Source organism: uncultured Selenomonas sp., from assembly GCF_963528755.1.
Lineage (GTDB): Bacteria > Bacillota > Negativicutes > Selenomonadales > Selenomonadaceae > Selenomonas.
Window position 1 is genome coordinate 210,490 of record NZ_CAURXA010000004.1, and the last position, 18,813, is coordinate 229,302.

The 18,813-nt window shown below is 52.4% G+C and carries 12 protein-coding genes; all 12 read left to right on the plus strand.

Annotated elements, in window-relative coordinates; translation table 11 throughout:
• The first annotated feature begins 107 nt into the window (after nt 1–107).
• Nucleotides 108–323: a hypothetical protein gene (locus RWS31_RS06595; RefSeq protein WP_314596891.1), complete on the plus strand. Its 216-nt coding sequence runs from the start codon at nt 108–110 to the stop codon at nt 321–323.
• A 78-nt stretch (nt 324–401) separates the two neighbouring features.
• Nucleotides 402–3,374, plus strand: coding sequence for a glycosyltransferase (locus RWS31_RS06600; RefSeq protein ID WP_314596894.1), 2,973 nt, complete (start codon nt 402–404; stop codon nt 3,372–3,374).
• Between the two features lie 74 nt (nt 3,375–3,448).
• Nucleotides 3,449–4,222, plus strand: coding sequence for a glucose-1-phosphate cytidylyltransferase (rfbF, locus tag RWS31_RS06605; protein ID WP_037369631.1), 774 nt, complete (start codon nt 3,449–3,451; stop codon nt 4,220–4,222).
• Nucleotides 4,223–4,257: 35 nt separating this feature from the next.
• Nucleotides 4,258–6,402: a glycosyltransferase gene (locus tag RWS31_RS06610; RefSeq protein ID WP_314596896.1), complete on the plus strand. Its 2,145-nt coding sequence runs from the start codon at nt 4,258–4,260 to the stop codon at nt 6,400–6,402.
• A gap of 17 nt (nt 6,403–6,419) precedes the next feature.
• Nucleotides 6,420–8,552 carry a glycosyltransferase gene (locus RWS31_RS06615; protein ID WP_314596898.1) on the plus strand — a complete coding sequence of 711 codons (2,133 nt, stop codon included), beginning with the start codon at nt 6,420–6,422 and terminating at the stop codon, nt 8,550–8,552.
• 177 nt (nt 8,553–8,729) lie between these two features.
• Nucleotides 8,730–11,708 (plus strand): glycosyltransferase, encoded by a 2,979-nt coding sequence (locus tag RWS31_RS06620; protein WP_314596899.1) that lies wholly within the window; start codon nt 8,730–8,732, stop codon nt 11,706–11,708.
• 256 nt (nt 11,709–11,964) lie between these two features.
• Nucleotides 11,965–12,924: an FkbM family methyltransferase gene (locus RWS31_RS06625; RefSeq protein WP_314596901.1), complete on the plus strand. Its 960-nt coding sequence runs from the start codon at nt 11,965–11,967 to the stop codon at nt 12,922–12,924.
• Between the two features lie 98 nt (nt 12,925–13,022).
• Complete coding sequence (locus RWS31_RS06630) at nt 13,023–14,042, plus strand: FkbM family methyltransferase (RefSeq protein WP_314596903.1); 1,020 nt, start codon at nt 13,023–13,025, stop codon at nt 14,040–14,042.
• 113 nt (nt 14,043–14,155) lie between these two features.
• Nucleotides 14,156–15,772: an aldolase catalytic domain-containing protein gene (locus RWS31_RS06635; protein ID WP_314596905.1), complete on the plus strand. Its 1,617-nt coding sequence runs from the start codon at nt 14,156–14,158 to the stop codon at nt 15,770–15,772.
• On the plus strand, nt 15,748–16,512 hold the full coding sequence (locus RWS31_RS06640) for an SDR family oxidoreductase (protein ID WP_314596908.1): 765 nt from the start codon (nt 15,748–15,750) through the stop codon (nt 16,510–16,512). The genes RWS31_RS06635 and RWS31_RS06640 overlap by 25 nt, the downstream gene beginning before the upstream one ends.
• Nucleotides 16,513–16,524: 12 nt before the next feature.
• A complete protein-coding gene (locus tag RWS31_RS06645; RefSeq protein ID WP_314596909.1) occupies nt 16,525–18,339 on the plus strand; it encodes a thiamine pyrophosphate-binding protein in 1,815 nt (604 codons plus the stop codon).
• Nucleotides 18,336–18,812: a VOC family protein gene (locus tag RWS31_RS06650; RefSeq protein WP_314596911.1), complete on the plus strand. Its 477-nt coding sequence runs from the start codon at nt 18,336–18,338 to the stop codon at nt 18,810–18,812. The genes RWS31_RS06645 and RWS31_RS06650 overlap by 4 nt, the downstream gene beginning before the upstream one ends.
• Nucleotide 18,813 lies beyond the last annotated feature (1 nt).

An 18,813-nucleotide genomic window follows, 5' to 3' on the forward strand; every position in this document is an offset into this window, starting at 1 on the left:
ACAAGCTGCAGAAGATCAAGTGGTGGAACTGGCTCGAGGAAAAAATTCTGTCCTTACTGTCGGAACTGAAGGATGCGCGGCGCTTTGTCGATACATTTAGCGAAGACGTGAAAGAAGATGACGAGGATGCGGATCTGACGGCTTCAATGAAGGAACTGCAGTCGCAAGGCTATACGATCTGCTATTGCATTGCTGACTTTGATGTGCAGGATCGGGTCTGGCAAAGGGTGTTTGAAAATTATCTGAAAGCGTATCGTTCGGCAGACAAGACAGCTTTGCTGTTTGGCGTACGGCAAGGACCGGAAACGGTAGCTGCCTTATGAGAAGAATGTCAGCCCAGAAGGAAACATTCATCTGATGACGGCATGGAATCAGTGAAAGATTTGTTTAGGAGAGAAAAAATGAGTCATAAGACGAGCATCATTATTCTGAGTTACAACACATTGGACCTTCTGCAGTTCTGCATCAAAAGCATACGCGAATATACTGAGGAAGGAACGTACGAAATCGTTGTCATCGAGAATGGCTCGAAGGACGGATCGGCCGAATGGCTCAAGGAACAGGATGATATCAAAGGTGTTTACAACGAGGAGAATCAAGGTTTCCCCAAGGGGTGCAATCAAGGGCTTGAGATTGCGACGGGGACGGAGCTGCTGCTTCTTAACAGCGATACTGTCGTCACGAAAAATTGGTTGAAGAATTTGCGCTGCGCCCTTTACAGCAGCCCTAAGGTCGGTGCTGTGAGCTGTGTTACGAACTGCTGCTCCAACGGCCAACAGATTGAGACAAGCTATAAAAGCATAGAGGATATGCAGGCGTTCGCCGCAGGCTACAATAAGTCGAATCCCATGCTTTGGGAGAAAAAAACAACACTTGTGGGCTTCTGCTATCTCTTCAAGAGAGAAATTTTCCATAAGATAGGCTTCCTCGATGAACAGTTTAGCCCCGGTAACTTCGAGGATGATGATTACTCTTTGCGTATCTTGCAGCAGGGCTATGATCTGCTCGTCTGCCGCGATACTTTCATCCATCACTTTGGTCATGCGAGTTTTTCCAAAGGATATGACGATCAGGCTGAGGTAGAAAAAGCCAAACGCTTTCAAGCTTTGAATGAACGAAACGCAGCCTTGTTTTTAAAAAAGTGGCATGTATCTGAGATGTATAAGGTTATGGATGTGGAAGAACTTCGCCGCTGCCTGCAGAATCAAGAAGGTGCAGGGAAACCGGTTTATGAGAACCATCCGTCAAAAGAAAAAAAGATCGCTGTAATCATCCGCAAAAGTCACGCGGGGCGCTGTGAAGTTTGCATGGAAGCCCTGAAAAATGTGAAGTGGCCGCAAGGATATGATGTGCAGGCGTTCATTCTGGATGCGGCAAAGCCATATGCGGCGCAGATCAACGAAATTTTGACGGAAACGGATGCCAAATACAAAGTCTACATCAATGACGAGATGTGCGTCGTTCATCCGCAAGTGATCGAGGAGATGCTGGCGATTTTCCAAGATGAAAGCATCGGCATGGTTGGCATTCTCGGCAGTCAATCATTGCCCGTGAGCGGCAATCTCATGGATTCACCGTATAAGCGTGGCACCGTCTATGTACCGTCGGAAGACGACTTCTCCGAGCTGCGTTTTGGAGATGCGACAGGAGAAGCTGCGGACGTTCGCGGCCTCCTGCCGTCTTTCTTTGCGACGCAGCGGGACGTTCCTTGGGACGAAGCCTACGAAAAGCAGTATTACGCTGTGCTGGATCATTGCCGCGCGATGGAGGATGCCGGTGTGCGCGTCGTCGTTCCCTTGCCCGAAAACACCTGGTGTGCCTGCCAGATGAAAAGCATTTCCTTTGATGCTGATGAAGTTGATCGGAAAAAGTTTTTGGGAAAATACCATACATACCTCGACGGCACGGAGCCGAAGGAAATCAGCATGCTCTATGCGTGCGGCGAGGGGAGCGAGATTCCTTCATGGCAGGATTTCTCCCATCCTGAAGGAATCGCCGTGGGCAAGGAGACGCATATCCGCAAGATGGCTTTGTGCCGTCTTGCCATGTCCAACTTCGCGGGAAAGCCACGCATCATCATCGGTGATTGTTGTGAGATCGGAGCTCGCAGCACGCTCGCGGCGGCGCAGTGCATCGAGATTGAAAACGCTGTGAGCGTGGCGGAGAATGTGCATATCAAGGATTTCGCGTACGATGACAGCGGCATCGGACTATCGCTCAAAGACTGCGAGATCATCGCAAAAGAGAGAGGCGTCCATATTGAGCGCGGCGTGCGCATTGAGGAGAACGTGTTGATCAAGGGTGCTGTGCGCATCGGGCGTGGTAGCGTCGTGCGCGCGGGAAGCTGCGTGCAGCAGGATATCCCTGCTTACTGCATCGCCGAAGGGAGTCCCGCGCGCGTCACCTTCGTTTTTTCGCCGAAATCAGGCAAGTGGCTGCCGGCAGCGGGGCCGAAGATGCTGAAGAAGCTGCTCGCAGAAAGAGAAAAGACGCCGCCGCTTCTCACCGTTGCCTTCATCACCTACAATCGCAGTAAATATTTGAAGAAGTCCCTGCCAGCTGTATTACAGCAGATTGGCAATGATGAACTGGCGGAAGTTTTCGTCTCGGATAATGCTTCTACGGACGATACGCGGGTATTCGTTGAAAAAATGCAGAAAAAATATAGGAATTTGCGCTACCATTGCAACGAGAAGAACGTCGGCGCGGAAGGAAACATCCATCGAGCTATCAAAGCGAGCAAAGGCGAGTATGTGCTCGTTGCGGGCGATGATGATTACTTTGTTGACGGCGCTCTTCATGTATTGCTTAGCAACATCATCCGATATCGAGGGGCCGCTCTCTTTTGCTTGGGTCATCATGCAACGATTCCGCGCTGCGTATATACGGGAACAGGATGTCTGCAGTATATTCGCATGGTGAGCTACTTCATGGGCTGGATTACCTGCATCGTCATGCGGCGCGAGCTTTATGACCATATCCCTGAACCTCATAAGTATGATGATTCGCGTATCCCTCAAGTATATCTGCAAATGGAAATGTTGAAGCAAAATCCGGATTTTGCCGTGTTTTGTGGGGCTTTTTTTGCGGAAGGTGGCGGCGATCATACACCGAAAGGTTACAATTTCGCCGAGGTTTTCATCAAGAATTACTTCGATATATTGACAGGGGCGGTGGACATCCCCGCAGCACAACTTTCGGCAGAAAAGAAGCACGTTTTAGAGCGATCGATTCTTCCATGGTGCAAACGGATTAAGGAGGAGCATATCGGCTTGTCGCTCGATGGAATCTTCGATATTGTCGAGGAATATTACGGAAACGAACCATACTATGCGCAGCTTGTCGAGCTTCTCAAGGAAATCTTGAGGGAATAGCGGATTGCCCTGTTATGAGCCAGCGGTGGAAGAGAGCTGCATTGACAGTGTTGATAATAAAAGGAGATGAAGATTTGAAAACAGTGCTTCTGGCAGGCGGATTCGGTACGCGAATCACCGAGGAGTCGGAAAGACGACCCAAGCCCATGGTGGAGATCGGCGGTATGCCGATCCTCTGGCACATCATGAAGGGATACAGCCATTTTGGCTTCAACGATTTCATTATATGCGCGGGCTACAAACAGCATATGATCAAGGAATGGTTCGCTGACTACTTTTTGCATACGTCCGACATCACGTTCGACTTCACGCAGGAAAACCGCATGATTGTGCACAACCAGCATACGGAGCCGTGGAAGGTTACGATCGTCGATACGGGACTCGATACCTTGACGGGTGGGCGCATCCGCCGCATTCGCAAGTATGTGGGGGATGAGACGTTCATGATGACGTACGGCGACGGCGTGGCGGATGTCGATATCGGTGAACTTGTGCGCTTTCACAAGGAGCACGGCAAGGCGGCGACACTGACGGCAATCATGCAGAAGCAGCAGAAGGGCATCTTGGACATCGGCTTTGACAACTCCGTGCATGCCTTTCGAGAGAAGGCGATGGAGGACAGTGCGCCGATCAACGCGGGCTACATGGTGCTGGAGCCTTCCGTTTTTGAATTGATCGAGGACGATTCTACGGTGTTCGAACAGAGGCCGTTGGAGGAGTTGGCGAAGAAAAGTGAGCTCAAGTGCTACCTGCACAGCGGCTTCTGGCAGTGCATGGATACGCTGCGTGAAAAGATTTTGCTCGAGCGTTTGTGGCAAAGCGGCAAAGCGCCTTGGAAGCTCTGGTGACTTTCAGTGATGGATGTTTGCAGGAAGGGAATGATATGAAAAAAGAAAAGCAAGTTGCATTTTTCGTACGCAAGTCGGATGAGGCGCTTTATAGCACCTGTTTGGAATCGTTGCAGGCGCTTCATCTGCCTGCGGGATATGAGGCGGAACTTTTTACGTTGGCGGCGGGAAAGCCGTATGCTGTGCAGGCGAACAAAGCATTGGCTCTTTCCGATGCCAAATACAAGATCTATATCAATGATGACATGTGCCTTGTTCAGCCCCGGCTCTTTGGAGAATTGCTGGCAATCTTCAAGAACACCGCCGTTGGTATGGTTGGAGCATGGGGCAGTCAGTCCTTGCCTGTGGACGGCAATGTGCTGTCCTCTGTCTATAAGCGCGGCGCTGTCTATGTGCCAGCGGAAGATGGCTTCTCCGAGCTGCGCTTTGGAGATGCAACGGGAAAGGCCGCAGATGTTCGCTGCATTCTGCCGTCCTTCTTTGCGACACAATGGGACATCGCTTGGGATGAATCTTATGAAAAGCAGTATTACGCTGTGCTGGCACATTGCTGCGCCTTTGAGGAAGAGGGGCGCAGGATTGTCGTTCCCCTGCCTAAAAATATCTGGTGCGCCTATCAAGTGAAGGACATCTCCTTCGATGGATCTGAAGTTGATCGGAAAAAGTTTTTTACGAGGTATCATTCCTATATCGACGGCACGGAGCCGAAGGGAATCAGCACACTCTATGCGTGCGGCGAGGGAAGCGAGATTCCTTCATGGAAGGAATTTTCCCATCCCGAGGGGATCGCCGTCGGCAGGGAGACGCACATCCACAAGACGGCTATGTGCCGCCTTGTCATGCCCAATTTCGCGGGAAAGCCCCGCATCATCGTTGGCGATCATTGTGAGATTGAAGCTGGCAGTACCCTTGCGGCGGTGAACCGCATCGTGCTGGAAAACACTGTGCGTGTGGCGGAGAATGTCCATATCAAGGATTATGTGTATGATGACAGAGACATAGGACTTTCATTCAAAGATCGTGCAATCATCGCGGCAGAGAGCGGCATCCAGATCGAGCGCGGTGTGCGCATCGAAGAGAACGTGCTGATCAGGGGCGCTGTGCACATCGGCCGCGGCAGCATCGTGCGAGCGGGAAGCACGGTAGAATCGGACATTCCTGCCTATTGCATCGCCGAAGGAAGTCCTGCGCGCGTTGTCGCAGCCTTTTCTCCGAAAGTGGGGAAGTGGCTGCCTACAGCGGGGGAAAAGGCTCTGGAAAGGGTACGCGCAGAACGGGAGAAGACACCGCCGCTTCTTACCGTTGCCTTCATTACCTATAACCGCAGTGAATATTTGAAGAAGTCCCTACGATGTGTTCTGCAGCAGCTTGGCAACGACGAGCTGGCGGAAGTCCTCGTCTCGGATAATGTCTCGACGGATGACACAAAGGCGTTTGTCCAAAAGATGCAGAAAACGTACAGGAATTTGCGCTACCACTGCAACGAGGAGAATATCGGTGCGGAGGGGAACATCCATCGGGCGATTCAAGAAAGCAAGGGGGAATATGTACTCGTTGCGGGCGATGATGATTACTTTGCCGATGGCGCACTGCTTTTCCTGCTCAGCAACATTGTCCGATATAGGGGATCGGCGCTCTTCTTTTTGGGAAACAACTTCGATTCCTACGAGGTGCAGCGAGGTTCGGGCTGCGCGGAATATATTGCAAGTGTTGGCTTCTTCGTGACGTGGATCAGCGGTATCGTCCTGCAGCGCACCTTGTACGATCTCATAGAGAATCCGCAAAAATACGATGATACGCATATACCGCAGGTATATCTGCAAATAGAGATATTGAAGCGAAATCCGAAGTTTGTTGTATTGTATGGAACCTTCATCCTCAAAGCGTCGGGGGATCGAGCTCCGGCCGGCGTGAACTTCGCCGAGGTGTTCATCAAGCATTACCTTGATATGCTGCAGTTTGAGGCAAAAATCCCGCAGGAATTGCTGTCTGCGGAAAAAAAGCGCTTGATGGAGAACCATGTGTATCCGTGGCTCGCTAGAATAAGGGGAGAGCACATAGATGTCTCCCTCGACAGATTTTTTGATATTGTTGAGGCGTATTATAAGGATGAGCCGTACTATGAAGATGTTCTTGCGACGTTAAATGGAATCGTGCAGATCACCAGCAGCGAAATGTAGTTTTGGGGGCAGACCATATGAGGGAAAAGAAACTTGCGTTCTTTGTACGCAAGTCGGATGAAGTGTGCTACAGCGCCTGCTTGGAATCACTGCAGGCGCTTCATCTGCCCGCAGGATATGAGGCGGAACTTTTCACGCTGGCAGCGGAAAGCTCGTATGCTGCGCAGGCAAACCGAGCGTTGACGCTTTCGGATGCCAAGTACAAGATCTATATCAACGATGATGTGCGTCTTGTCCGATCGCAGTTGATCGAGGAATTGCTGACAGTTTTCAAGGATGCCTCCATCGGTATGGTTGGAGTGCTGGGAAGTCAGTCCCTGCCTCGTGATGGCAATGTGCTGGAATCGGACTACAAGCGGGGCGTTGTCTATGTGCCGACGGGACGAGAACTGTCAGAGATGCGATTCGGAGAAGTTTCGGAAGAAGAGACAGCGGATATCCGCTTCGTTCTGCCCTCATTCTTTGCAACGCAGATGGATTTGCCGTGGGATGAAGAGTATGAAACACAATATTATGCCTTGCTGGCACAGTGCCGAAGCTTTGAGGAAATCGGAAGTCGGATCGTGACGTCCTTGGCAAAGGAGGCTTGGTGCGCCTATCAGTCACGAGATATCTCCTTCGACGCCGAAGAAGCGGATCACGCGAAGTTTTTTGCAAGATATCATCCTTATCTGGATTCTGCGGAGACGGAGGGGACGCAGGCTGTTTTGTATGCGTGCGGCGAGGGAACGACGCTTCCCTCTTGGCGAGATTTTTCCCATCCTGAGGGCATCGTTGTCGGATGCGATACACATGTGCATCGGACGGCGAGCTGCGGCCTTGCCCTGTCGAATTTCGCCGGTCGCCCCAAGCTCCTTCTTGGTGATCATTGTACGATTGGTGCCGGCAGCACGATCACGGCGCTCTATAGCATCCGATTGGAAAACAATGTGACGGTGGCGGAGAATGTCCACATCAAGGACTATGCTTACGATGAGACGGTGATTGGCCTTTCCCTCGAAGCGCAGATGGATTCGAGCGAGGGAGGCGGCATTCAGATTGAAAGCGGCGTGCGGATCGAGGAAGGCGTCCGGATCAAGGGCGCCGTGCAGATCGGACGCGGCAGTTTCATACGGGCGGGCAGCACCGTGTGTGGGAATATCCCTGCTTATTGCATAGCAGCGGGGAGTCCTGCACGCGTCGTCAAAGCATTTTCTTTGAAAGAACGGAAATGGCTTCCTTTGGCGAATGAACAGGTATTGGCACGACTGCTCGCAGAACGTAAGGTAGCAGCGCCGCTTCTGACGTTTGCCATCATTACGTACAACCGCTGTGAATACTTGCGGAAATCTCTGGACTGTGTTTTACGACAGTTGGGAAACGATGATCTGGCGGAAATCCTTGTTTCGGACAATGCATCGGCAGATGATACGAAAGATTTTGTCGAAGAGATGCAAAAGACGTACAGGAATCTGCGTTACCATCGCAACGAAATGAATGTTGGTGCGGAAGCAAACATTCACGTGGCTATCGGAAAGAGCCGTGGCGAATATGTGCTTGTTGCAGGAGATGACGATTATTTCACCGATGGGTCTTTGCTTGCCGTACTCGGAAGGCTTCTCCAACACCGAGGGAGAGCGCTCTTTCATCTGAGAAGGGCGCATGAGCCGTATCGCGTGCATACAGGAAGCGGAATCGCGGAGTACGTCCATATGGTTGGCTATCATATGACGTGGATTACGAGCACCATCATGCGGCGAGACATTTATGCGCGGATCAAAGAGCCGCAAAAGCATGATGCTACGCGCATCCCTCAGGTATACCTGCAAATGGAGATGCTGAAGCAGGAGCCGGACTTCGCTGTCATTGCGGCACCTTTCATGCGTTTGGGGTCAGGCGAGCATACGACGTCGGGGTTCAACTTTGTCGAAGTGTTCATCAAGAATTATTTTGATCTGCTCAAAACGGCGGGGGAGATTCCGCCGACGGTTCTGTCAGAAGAAAAAAAGAGGCTGATGGAAGAATGCATATATTTTCAATGCGAAAGAATCAAGGCGCAGCAGCTGCAGATTTCCTTGGATGGACTTTTTGATATCGTTCGAGAGTATTATGGCAGCGAAGCGTTCTATCCGCAAGTTGCTGCAAATCTCAGACGTATCCTGCAGAAATAAAAGGTCTGTTTTTTGTGGAGTTATGTGCTGCCGCTGCAACAAGCCTTGCAGACAGGGTGTGCTTTTGGAACAAGAAACAGATGCAGAGCGAACGACGGCCTTGAGGGGAATCGCTGCAGGAATGTCCCTTAGGCATCGGCATGTGTTTGGAAGAAGATTCGGCGGGGAGGAGAAAACATGTGTCATAAGACGAGCATCATTATTTTGAGTTACAATACGTTGGAGATGCTGCAGCTTTGCATCGCGAGTATACGTGAGTATACGGAAGTTGGAACGTATGAGATCATCGTCGTCGAAAATGCCTCAAAGGACGGCTCGGCCGAGTGGCTCAAAGAGCAGGGGGATCTTCGATGCATCTACAACGAGGAGAATCAGGGCTTCCCCAGGGGCTGCAACCAAGGCTTGAAAATTGCGGAAGGAACGGAGCTCCTGCTCCTCAATAGCGACACCGTCGTCACGAAGGACTGGCTGTCGAATCTGCGCCGTGCGCTTTACAGTGATCCTGCGGTCGGCGCTGTGAGCTGTGTCACGAATTGCTGCTCCAATAATCAGCAGATTGATGTTTCTTACCGAGGCATGGAGGAAATGCAGGCATTTGCCGCGGACTACAACAAATCGAACCCTGCATCTTGGGAGAAGAAGACGACACTTGTGGGATTTTGCTATCTCTTCAAGCGGGAAGTATTCGACAAGGTGGGGTTCCTTGATGAGCAGTTCAGCCCCGGCAACTTCGAGGATGACGACTACTCTCTGCGCATCTTGCAGCAGGGATGGGATCTTCTCCTCTGCCATGATACATTTATTCATCATTTCGGGCATGCAAGTTTCTCGAAAGGATATGGCGACCAAGAGGCGGCGGAAAAAGCTCGACGTTCCAATGCATTGATTGAACGAAATGCGGCTTTGTTCCTAAAAAAATGGCATGTGCCTGAGATGTATAAGGTCATGGCGGTGGAGGAGATTCGCCGTTTGCTGCAGAGCCGTGTAGGTGCAGACGAGGCGGTGCATGAGCGTCACCTGCCGCGTGAAAAGAAGATCGCGGTGCTCCTGCGGGACAGCCATACGGGGCAACACGAAGTTTGCATTGAAGCTCTCAAGAATGTGAAGTGGCCCGACGGCTATGAAGTGGAAGTATTTACAATCGATGCTCAAAAGCCCTATGCGGCACAGGTCAACGAAGTCTTGGCGGACATCGTTGCCAAGGTTAAAATCTATATCAATGACGACATTTTCCTCGTCCATGCGCAGGCGATCGAAGAGCTGCTGAAGATTTTCCAAGATGAGAGCATTGGCATGGTCGGTTTCCTCGGCAGTGTTTCGCTCCCCGTGAGTGGTAATCTTATGGATTCTCCCTATAAATATGGTGCTGTCTATGTGCCGACAGAAGAAGATTTTTCCGAGATGCGCTTCGGTACGGCAGTGCAAGCAGCGGCCGATGTCCGTTATATCCTGCCGTCCTTCTTTGCGACACAATGGGATATCCCTTGGGATGAATCTTATGAAAAGCAGTATTATGCCGTGCTGGCATATTGTCGAGCATTCGAGAAAGAAGGGTACAAGATTGTCGTTCCCTTGTCTGAGAACATTTGGTGCGCCTATCAGGTGAAAAATATTTCCTTTGATGCATCCGAAGCTGATCAGAAAAAGTTTTTCACCAGTTACCATACATATCTCGACGGTACGGAGTCGAAGGCAAGCGGCACGCTTTATGCGTGCGGCGAAGGGAGCACAATTCCCTCGTGGCAGGAATTTTCTTTTCCAGAAGGAATCTCTGTCGGCAGAGAGACGCACATCCACAAGACGGCGCTCTGCCGACTCGTCCGGCCCAACTTCGCAGGAAAGCCGCGCATCATCGTTGGCGATTATTGTGAGATCGGCATCGGCAGCACGCTTGCGGCGGTAAATTGCATCGAATTGGAAAATGCCGTAAGTGTGGCGGAGAATGTACATATCAAAGATTACGTCCTCGATGAAAGCGGTGTTGGAATATCCACTGCTGATCGTGAGATCCTCACGGAGAAAGGCGGCATTCATGTCGAGCGCGGCGTGCGCATCGAGGAGAACGTTCTCATCAGGGGGGCCGTGCGCATAGGCCGCGGCAGTATCGTGCGTGAGGGAAGCCGTGTGCAGCAGGATATCCCCCCTTACTGCATCGCTGAGGGAAGTCCCGCGCACATCGTCAAGGCCTTTTCACCGCGAGCGGGGAAGTGGCTGCCCGTCACAGGTGACAAGGCATTGAGAAGGCTGCTTTCGGAAAGGGAAAAAACGCCGCCTTTGCTGACATACGCTTTCATCACCTATAATCGCAGTCGGTATTTGAAAAGGTCGCTTCGATGCGTGCTGCAGCAGCTGGGCAACGATGAACTCGTGGAAATTCTTGTTTCAGACAATGCTTCGACGGATGATACGCGGGCATTTGTCCAAGAGATGCAAAAGACGTACAGGAATCTGCGCTACCGCTGCAACGAGAAAAATATCGGTACGGAAGCGAACATCCATACTGCCATGCGGGAGAGTCGAGGCGAATATGTGCTCGTCGCGGGCGATGACGATTATTTTGTCGACGGCGCTTTGCTCGTCCTGCTCACGAAGCTCGTACAGCATCGCGGAGCGGCGTTGTTTTATCTGGGACAAGGAGAAGATGCCCTTCGCGTATATGAAGGGAATGGTCCATTGGAATATCTCAGACAAGTGAGCTTCTTCATGACATGGATCACCGCCGTTGTTATGCGTCGCGATCTGTATGCTCGTATATCGGACCCACAGAAGTATGATCATACACATATTCCTCAGGTATATGTGCAAATGGAGATATTGAAGCGAAGAGGGAATTTTGTCGTACTTCATGGAAACTTCTTTGATGAAGGAACGGGAAACTGCCCGTTGGGTGGAACCAATCTTGGTGAGGTCTTTATTAAGAACTATTTTGATGTCTTGCAAGAGGTCGTGGATATTCCTGCTGCCCAGCTTTCGCAGGAGAAAAAATGGGTCATGGATCGATTGATCATTCCGCGGTGCAGAAAGGTTAAAGAAGAGCAGATCCATCTGTCGTTGGACAGGTTGCTTGATATCGTTCGAGACTATTATGGCGAGGAGCCGTACTATGAAGAGATCTGCAAGAGACTTGAAGACGTCCTGAAGGAACGACAGAGCTGAGTGCGGAAGCGGCGATGCTGCAGGTGATGCCGGCTGAGAGATGGCGTTTGCTGAGAGAGGAGATTCTTCCTGCATACAAAAAATCTGACCGAAGGATCAAGCTTTATCTTTCCGAAAAAAATTCGATATTATTGAGGAGTATTATACGAAAGAGCTGTATGGTCCACAGATTGTCGAGAGCCTTTGGAAAATATTACAGGATGTCTTCGAATGAGACTGTCGGTGCGCATTTCAAGAAAGAAGGATGACGGATACGATGAAACTGGAAAAGCTCTATGATTTATACGAAGCGAGGAAGGTGTCAAAACGCCTGTATTGGGAATTGGCGCGCGAGCGACTCGTGCCATTGCTTGAGGTGCAGAAGATTATCAAGAAGAATCCTTATTGTAAAAGTGTCGAGATCAGAGAGGACGGCATCGTGCTCAAGACACAGGACATCGAACTCTTCTTTGATATGGAACAGAATATTTGCCGGGCGGAGACCATTTTGATCGGTACGGAGGGTGAGGAGATTTCCCTTATGAGCCGCTTCGTTCCGGAGAGTGCGACGATCTTCGATATCGGCGCGAATGTTGGGCGCGTGAGTCTTGGCTTGGCGAAGGCGCATGAGGACTCGACGATTTACGCTTTCGAACCTGTGGAAGATACCTTCCACGGCTTGGAGAAGAATCTTCGACTGAATGGCGAAGAGACGCATATCAAGGCGTACCACATGGGATTCTACAGCGAGAGCGGCGACCTGAAATTCTTTGTACCTGCAGCGAACGAGGCGGCATCTCTGCGTCCTGTTACCGATACGTACTATTTCAAAGAGGGCGATCAGGGACAGGGTGAGCGCAAGGAACGTCTGGATGAGATCATCTGCCCCGTCGATACGCTCGATCACTTCGTGGAAGCGAACGGTATTGCGCGTCTCGATTTCATCAAGTGCGATACCGAGGGCGCGGAGAAGATGGTCTTTGCAGGCGGCGCGCGTGTGTTCAGTGAGCTGCAGCCTGTTGTCTATACAGAGATGCTCAGAAAGCATGCGGCGCGTTTCGATTATCACCCGAACGAGATCATCGAGATGTTCAAAGGCTGGGGGTATAACTGCTATACGTCCGATGGCGAACGGTTGCTTCCTTTCGGGAAGATGGATGAGTCGACGCAGGAGACGAACTTTTTCTTCCTGCACGAGGAGAAGCATCGGGAGCTTTTGAAGCAGTATGGCAGCTGAGGATTTGTGTTTAAAGGCGTGCTTCATTTGCCGGCGTAGACCGCAGGGAAGATTTTTGCATGGTTCAGGCGCATCTTTGATGACTTGAGGTGAAGCTTATGGTGGAGTACGTGATCTATGCCGACGTTCCGGAGAGAAACCAGCATGTCAGAGATTTTATTTCTCGTTCCGGTGGAGAGTATCTTGGCTGCGTTGATCGAAACCCGGCAAAATGGGATTCGGACAAGAAGATGTATGCCCCTGCTTTTATCGCGAAGCATCCGCGGGCGAAAATTGTCATCACGAGTTTTGATATCGAACGGATTGCTCAATATATCCGTCAGCAAGGCTGGATGAATGAGATTCTTGTCTATCCGTATTGGCGGATGCCGTTTTTTGTTGATGCAGAGCACGAGCCGAGAAGTTGGGGCGAGGCGAATCGAGAGCGGCTGCTGCAGATTTATGACAAAAGGGATTCCTGCAATTTGGCCTATATCGAGGAACTTGTTCGGCAGAGGGTTGAAGAGTTTGCGCCGATTCGTTTGCAGGATGTATGGGATTACCTTCCGTACGAGCGTTATTTTGTGGATGATGCTCTGATCTCCCGGGAAGACGATGTGACTTTTGTGGATTGCGGTGCTTATGATGGCGATACGATTGCTGATTTTCAACGGAATTTTGGCAAGCGTTTGAAAAAAGTATATGCTTTTGAGCCGAATCCTCAAACGTACAGCTCCTTGCAGCAAAATCTGAGGAGCATGGGATTGTGCGATCTGTCGGAGACTTTCTGCTGCGGGGTTTCTGATCAGCCGGGAAGTGTACGGTTCACGCAGAATAAGACGATGAGCTTCATCGACCCGAACGGGACGATAGAGATCGCCATTCGCACTCTTGATGATTGTGTAGGAGAAGTGACGGGGAGTCTTTATATCAAGATGGATATCGAAGGCTTTGAGATTCCGGCGCTTCGGGGCGCGGCACGCCTTATTGAAAAATATCATCCATACATGGCGATTTGTACCTATCATAAATGGGATGATTATATAGAAATCCCTGAAACCATAAAAGCAATCCGTGATGACTATGAGTTTTATCTTCGCGGAGGAATGCATTCCATATGCCATGCTGTGCCTAGATGAGGGCAGGTGATATTTACAGAGGCGCGGCGTCTTGGAGTATGCGAATATATGTCGCGATGAAAGATACGTTGATTTGAGGACTCTGCTTCACTGAAAGGATGGGAGGGATTGTTTTGGGAGAGCGGCTGCTGCTTGATTGTACGCTGCGTGACGGCGGCTATGTAAACAATTGGGAGTTTGGCTACGACCAGATTGTAGAAATCTTTGAGCGTCTTGTAAGTTCGGGCGTGGAGTTCATTGAGGTGGGCTTCCTCGATGAAAAGAGCAGCTTCGACCGCGGGCGTACGGTCTTGCCCGACACGGCTTCCGTCAGCCGCATGTTCGAAGGAGTTTCCAAGGGGAACTCGCTCGTTCTCGGCATGATCGATTACGGTGCCTGCAGTATTGAGCGTTTGGAGCCGTGCGAAGAGACGTTCCTCGACGGCATCCGCGTGATCTTCAAGGAATCTAAGATGGAAGCTGCCTTGAAGTTTTGCGCTGAAGTCAAGAAGCTCGGCTACAAGGTCTTTGCACAGATGGTTTCCGTCACGACGTATACGGATGAGAAGCTCGCCGAGTATGCGAAGCTTGTCAACGAGGTCATGCCCTATGCGACGTCGATGGTCGACACCTACGGACTGCTCGACGAGGAGCATTTGTGCCATATATACGGCATCCTAGACGCGAATCTTGACCCGCAGATTCGTGTCGGTTACCACGCGCACAACAATTTCCAGCTCGGCTATGCGAATGCGAAGCACTTTCTCTCGCTCGATTCGGAGCGCGGCCTCTTGGCGGACGGTACGCTCTACGGCATGGGAAAGAGCGCGGGCAATGCACCGTTGGAACTCTTGATGATGTTCCACAACAAGAAGCAGGGTGCGCGATATGATGTCAACCAGGTACTGGAAGCGATTGATAATGTTATTCTGGACATTTATCAGAAACAGTACTGGGGTTATAACCTCTTTTTCTATATCGCTTCTTCGATGCATTGCCATCCGAACTATGTAAAGAACCTGATGAACAAACGAACGTTGTCGGTCAAGCAGATTCGCGATATCTTGGGCAGTTTGGAAGTGTCGAAGAGTCTTCTTTATGATGAAGCGTACATTGAGAAACTTTATCGTGAGTATCAGAGTATTGAGTGCGATGATTCGGCAACGCTTCGTCTCTTGACGGAGAAACTTTCGGACCGTCCGCTGCTCATCTTAGGGCCGGGACGCAGTATGGAGAAAGAACGAAGCAAAGTCGAGAAGTTTATTGCGGATAAGAAGCCGATCGTGATTTCCGTGAATTATGCTCCGGAAGATATCGAGGTCACAGGCATTTTTCTCACGAAGGCAAAGCGTTATACGCAGCTTGTGAGCGACCTGCATCGCAGTATCAATAAGGGGAAACCGATTTTGGCGACATCGAATGTGACGAAGATCGAGGGCGATTTTCCCTATGTGCTGAATTACAGTTCCCTGATCGACAGGGATACGGAAATCATTGACAACTCGCTGATCATGCTCCTCAAAGTTCTGCTCCGCATGAAGGTTTCGACTGTCTCCTTGGCGGGATTCGACGGCTATTCCAAGAGAGCGAGCAACTACTTTGATGAGAGCAGGGAGTACAGCTTTGCCAAGAGCAAGGCCGATTATTTGAATGCGTATGTCAAAGATTTCTTGAACCGAATCAAGGATGAGATGACAGTGAACTTCATCACGAAGACGCGCTACGAATGGCAGGGAAAGGACGGCGAGTGATGGGTCGGCTCGCGGGAAAGATCGCGCTCATCACGGGCGCGACCTCGGGCATCGGCCATGCGTCGGCGCGGCTCTTTGCCTCTGAGGGAGCGCACGTCATCGCCGTGGGCAGAGATGCGGAGCGCGGCGAGGCGCTTGCCGCTGAGATTGAGAAGAAATATGCGGGGCAAGTACGCTTCGTCCGTGCAGACGTGACGGATGCCGACGATGTGGCGCGGTTTCTTGCTATTGTGCAGGAAGAGCTCGGACGGCTCGACATCCTCTTCAACAATGCGGGCATCTTCGTGACGCGGGCGATCGACGAGATCGACGATGTGGCGTGGGAGCGTGTCTTTCGCACGAATACGAAGGCGGCGATGGATATGACGGCGGCGTTTTTGCCGCTCCTGCAAAAGGCAAAGGGAGCGATCCTGAACACGGCTTCGATCGGCGGTCTTCCCTATCATATCGCGGGCAGCAAGACGTACCTCTACGCTTCGTCGAAGGCGGCACTGATCCAGTTCACGAAGCTCTGTGCGCTGAACTTCGCGCCTGACGTGCGCGTGAACTGCCTCGCTCCCGGCATCACGGACACGCCGATCTATACGAATCGCGACTTCTCGCGCTTTTCGGGCATACCGATGGGGCGCGTCGCCGACGCTCTCGAAGTGGCGCGCGCGGCGCTCTTCCTCGTCTCGGATGAGGCTTCTTACATCACAGGCGCGGTGCTGCCCGTTGACGGCGGTGCGTCGCTGAAGTAGCGGAGGTGCTTCATGAAGGTCAAAGTATCAGACTATATCGCGGATTTTCTTGTCAAAAAAGGCATCACGCACGTATTCACCGTCGTTGGCGGCGGTGCTATGCACCTCAACGATTCTCTCGGACACCACGAGAAGATTACGTCGATATACTGCCATCATGAGCAGGCGGCGGCGATGGCGGCGGAAGCCTATGCGCGCGTACATGGACGCATGGCGGCGCTCTGCGTGACGAGCGGGCCGGGCGCGATCAATGCCTTGAACGGCGTTGTGGGCGCTTATCAGGATTCGATTCCGCTGCTCGTGCTCTCGGGGCAGATGAAATCCTCTCTGACGGTGCGGGCGAGCGGTCTGCCGCTTCGCACGCTGGGCGGGCAGGAGTTCGACATCGTGTCAGCGCTTGATAATATGACGAAGTACGCGGAGATGATCACCGAGCCGCAGAAGATTCCCTTCGCGCTCGGAAAAGCGTATCACTTGGCGAAGAGCGGCCGCCCCGGTCCTTCGTGGCTCGATTTGCCGCTCGACATACAGGGGAGCTTCATCGACGACGACTTGCCGGGCTTCAAGACTCATGCGCAGGAGAAATATGCAGACGTCGAGAAGGCCGCGCATCATGTGCTGGAAAAGCTCAGAAGCGCCGAACGTCCCGTGTTCTACGCGGGCAACGGCATCCGCCTCGCAGGTGCGGCGCCGCTCGTCGAGGAACTGGCACAGCGCCTGTCAATGCCTGTCGTCACATGTTGGGACAGCATCGACCTCATCGCGACGGAGCATCCGTACTACTGCGGCAGGGGCGGTACGATGGGTGATCGCGCGGGCAACTTCGCCGTGCAGAACAGCGACCTTCTGCTCTCGATCGGCAGTCGACTGAGCATCTACCAGGTCGGCTACGACGTGCGCCTTTGGGCGCGCGCGGCATATACGATCGTCAACGACATCGACCCCGCTGAATTGAAAAAGCCGACGATCCGCGTCGACTATCCCGTGTGTGCCGATGCGGCGGACTTCATGCGTGCGCTTCTGGCGGCGGCGAAGGAGGATGAGCCGAAGGAAAACGGGGCATGGCTCGCGCAGTGCCGCAGGTGGAAGAGCGAGTACCCCGTCGTGCGACCCGAGCAGAAGGAAGCGGCGGGCAAGACGAATGTCTATGCTTTCATGGATGCTTTGAGCCGCGCTCTGCCCGAGGGCAGCATCACGGTCGTCACCAACGGGTCTGCGAGCGTTGTCGGCAGCCAGTCGTACTTCATCAAGGAGGGCAGCCGCTTCCTCATGAACTGCGGCATCTCGTCGATGGGCTACGGCCTGCCCGCTGCCGTCGGCGCAGCCGTCGCGAGCGGTGAGAGCGTCGTCTGCCTTGAGGGCGACGGCAGCATCATGATGAACCTGCAGGAATTGCAGACCGTCGTCACGAATCGGCTGCCCGTCAAACTCTTCGTCATCAACAACAACGGCTATCATCAGATCCGCCAGACGCAGAAGAACGTCTTTGGCAATGCGCTCGTCGGCGTCGGCCCCGAGAGCGGCGATCTCGGCTTCCCGTCGTTTGAGCGAATCGCGCAGGCGTTCGAGATGCCCTACATCAAGATTTCTTCCAACGTGGAGCTGCACGAAAAAATCGCGCAGGCGCTCAGAGAACCAGGCTATGTGCTCACGGAAGTGTTCGTGACGGAAGAGCAGAAGTTCGAGCCGAAGTCCGCGACGAAGCGGCTGCCCGATGGGCGGCTTACGAGTCCCCCGCTGGAAGATCTCGCGCCGTTTTTGCCGCGCGAGGAGCTGGCACGCAATATGTACATCCCGCTCATCGAGCCGGACGGAGGAAAAGCATGATCAACCTGCGACATACAGGCATCTACGTCAGGGACTTGGCGCGCATGGCGTCGTTTTACCGCGAGGTCTTCCATATGCACGCGATATGCGAAAACGTTGAGCAGGGGGACGCGCTGCTTGCCGACCTCTTTGGGGCGGCGGGTGCGAGGGTTCGGATCACGAAGCTCATCACGGAGCAGGGAAAGGCGAGCGGCGTCGGCGATATGCTGGAGCTTCTGGAAGTCATCGCTCCCGAAGGACGAGAAGAGAAGACGAACTTGCCGATCGAGGCGGGGTTGCACATCGCCTTCGGCGTGCGTGATATGGAAGCGACTCGCAGGGCGATTGCCGCGCATGGCGGCGCATGTGCGACGCGCGTGCACGATATGGGAAACGGCAACCTTTGTTGCTTCTGCCGCGATCTCGAGGGGAATTGGCTGGAGCTGATCGCGCGGCGCGATGCGCAGGAAGAAGGCTTGAGTTCCAGCAGATGAG

Bases quoted from the DNA above. Each gene is read 5' to 3' on its own strand.
- RWS31_RS06625 (WP_314596901.1), top strand. From the start codon at position 11,965: ATGAAACTGGAAAAGCTCTATGATTTATACGAAGCGAGGAAGGTGTCA.
- RWS31_RS06600 (WP_314596894.1), top strand. From the start codon at position 402: ATGAGTCATAAGACGAGCATCATTATTCTGAGTTACAACACATTGGAC.
- RWS31_RS06640 (WP_314596908.1), top strand. From the start codon at position 15,748: ATGGCAGGGAAAGGACGGCGAGTGATGGGTCGGCTCGCGGGAAAGATC.
- RWS31_RS06650 (WP_314596911.1), top strand. From the start codon at position 18,336: ATGATCAACCTGCGACATACAGGCATCTACGTCAGGGACTTGGCGCGC.
- RWS31_RS06630 (WP_314596903.1), top strand. From the start codon at position 13,023: ATGGTGGAGTACGTGATCTATGCCGACGTTCCGGAGAGAAACCAGCAT.
- RWS31_RS06645 (WP_314596909.1), top strand. From the start codon at position 16,525: ATGAAGGTCAAAGTATCAGACTATATCGCGGATTTTCTTGTCAAAAAA.
- RWS31_RS06615 (WP_314596898.1), top strand. From the start codon at position 6,420: ATGAGGGAAAAGAAACTTGCGTTCTTTGTACGCAAGTCGGATGAAGTG.
- RWS31_RS06610 (WP_314596896.1), top strand. From the start codon at position 4,258: ATGAAAAAAGAAAAGCAAGTTGCATTTTTCGTACGCAAGTCGGATGAG.
- RWS31_RS06620 (WP_314596899.1), top strand. From the start codon at position 8,730: ATGTGTCATAAGACGAGCATCATTATTTTGAGTTACAATACGTTGGAG.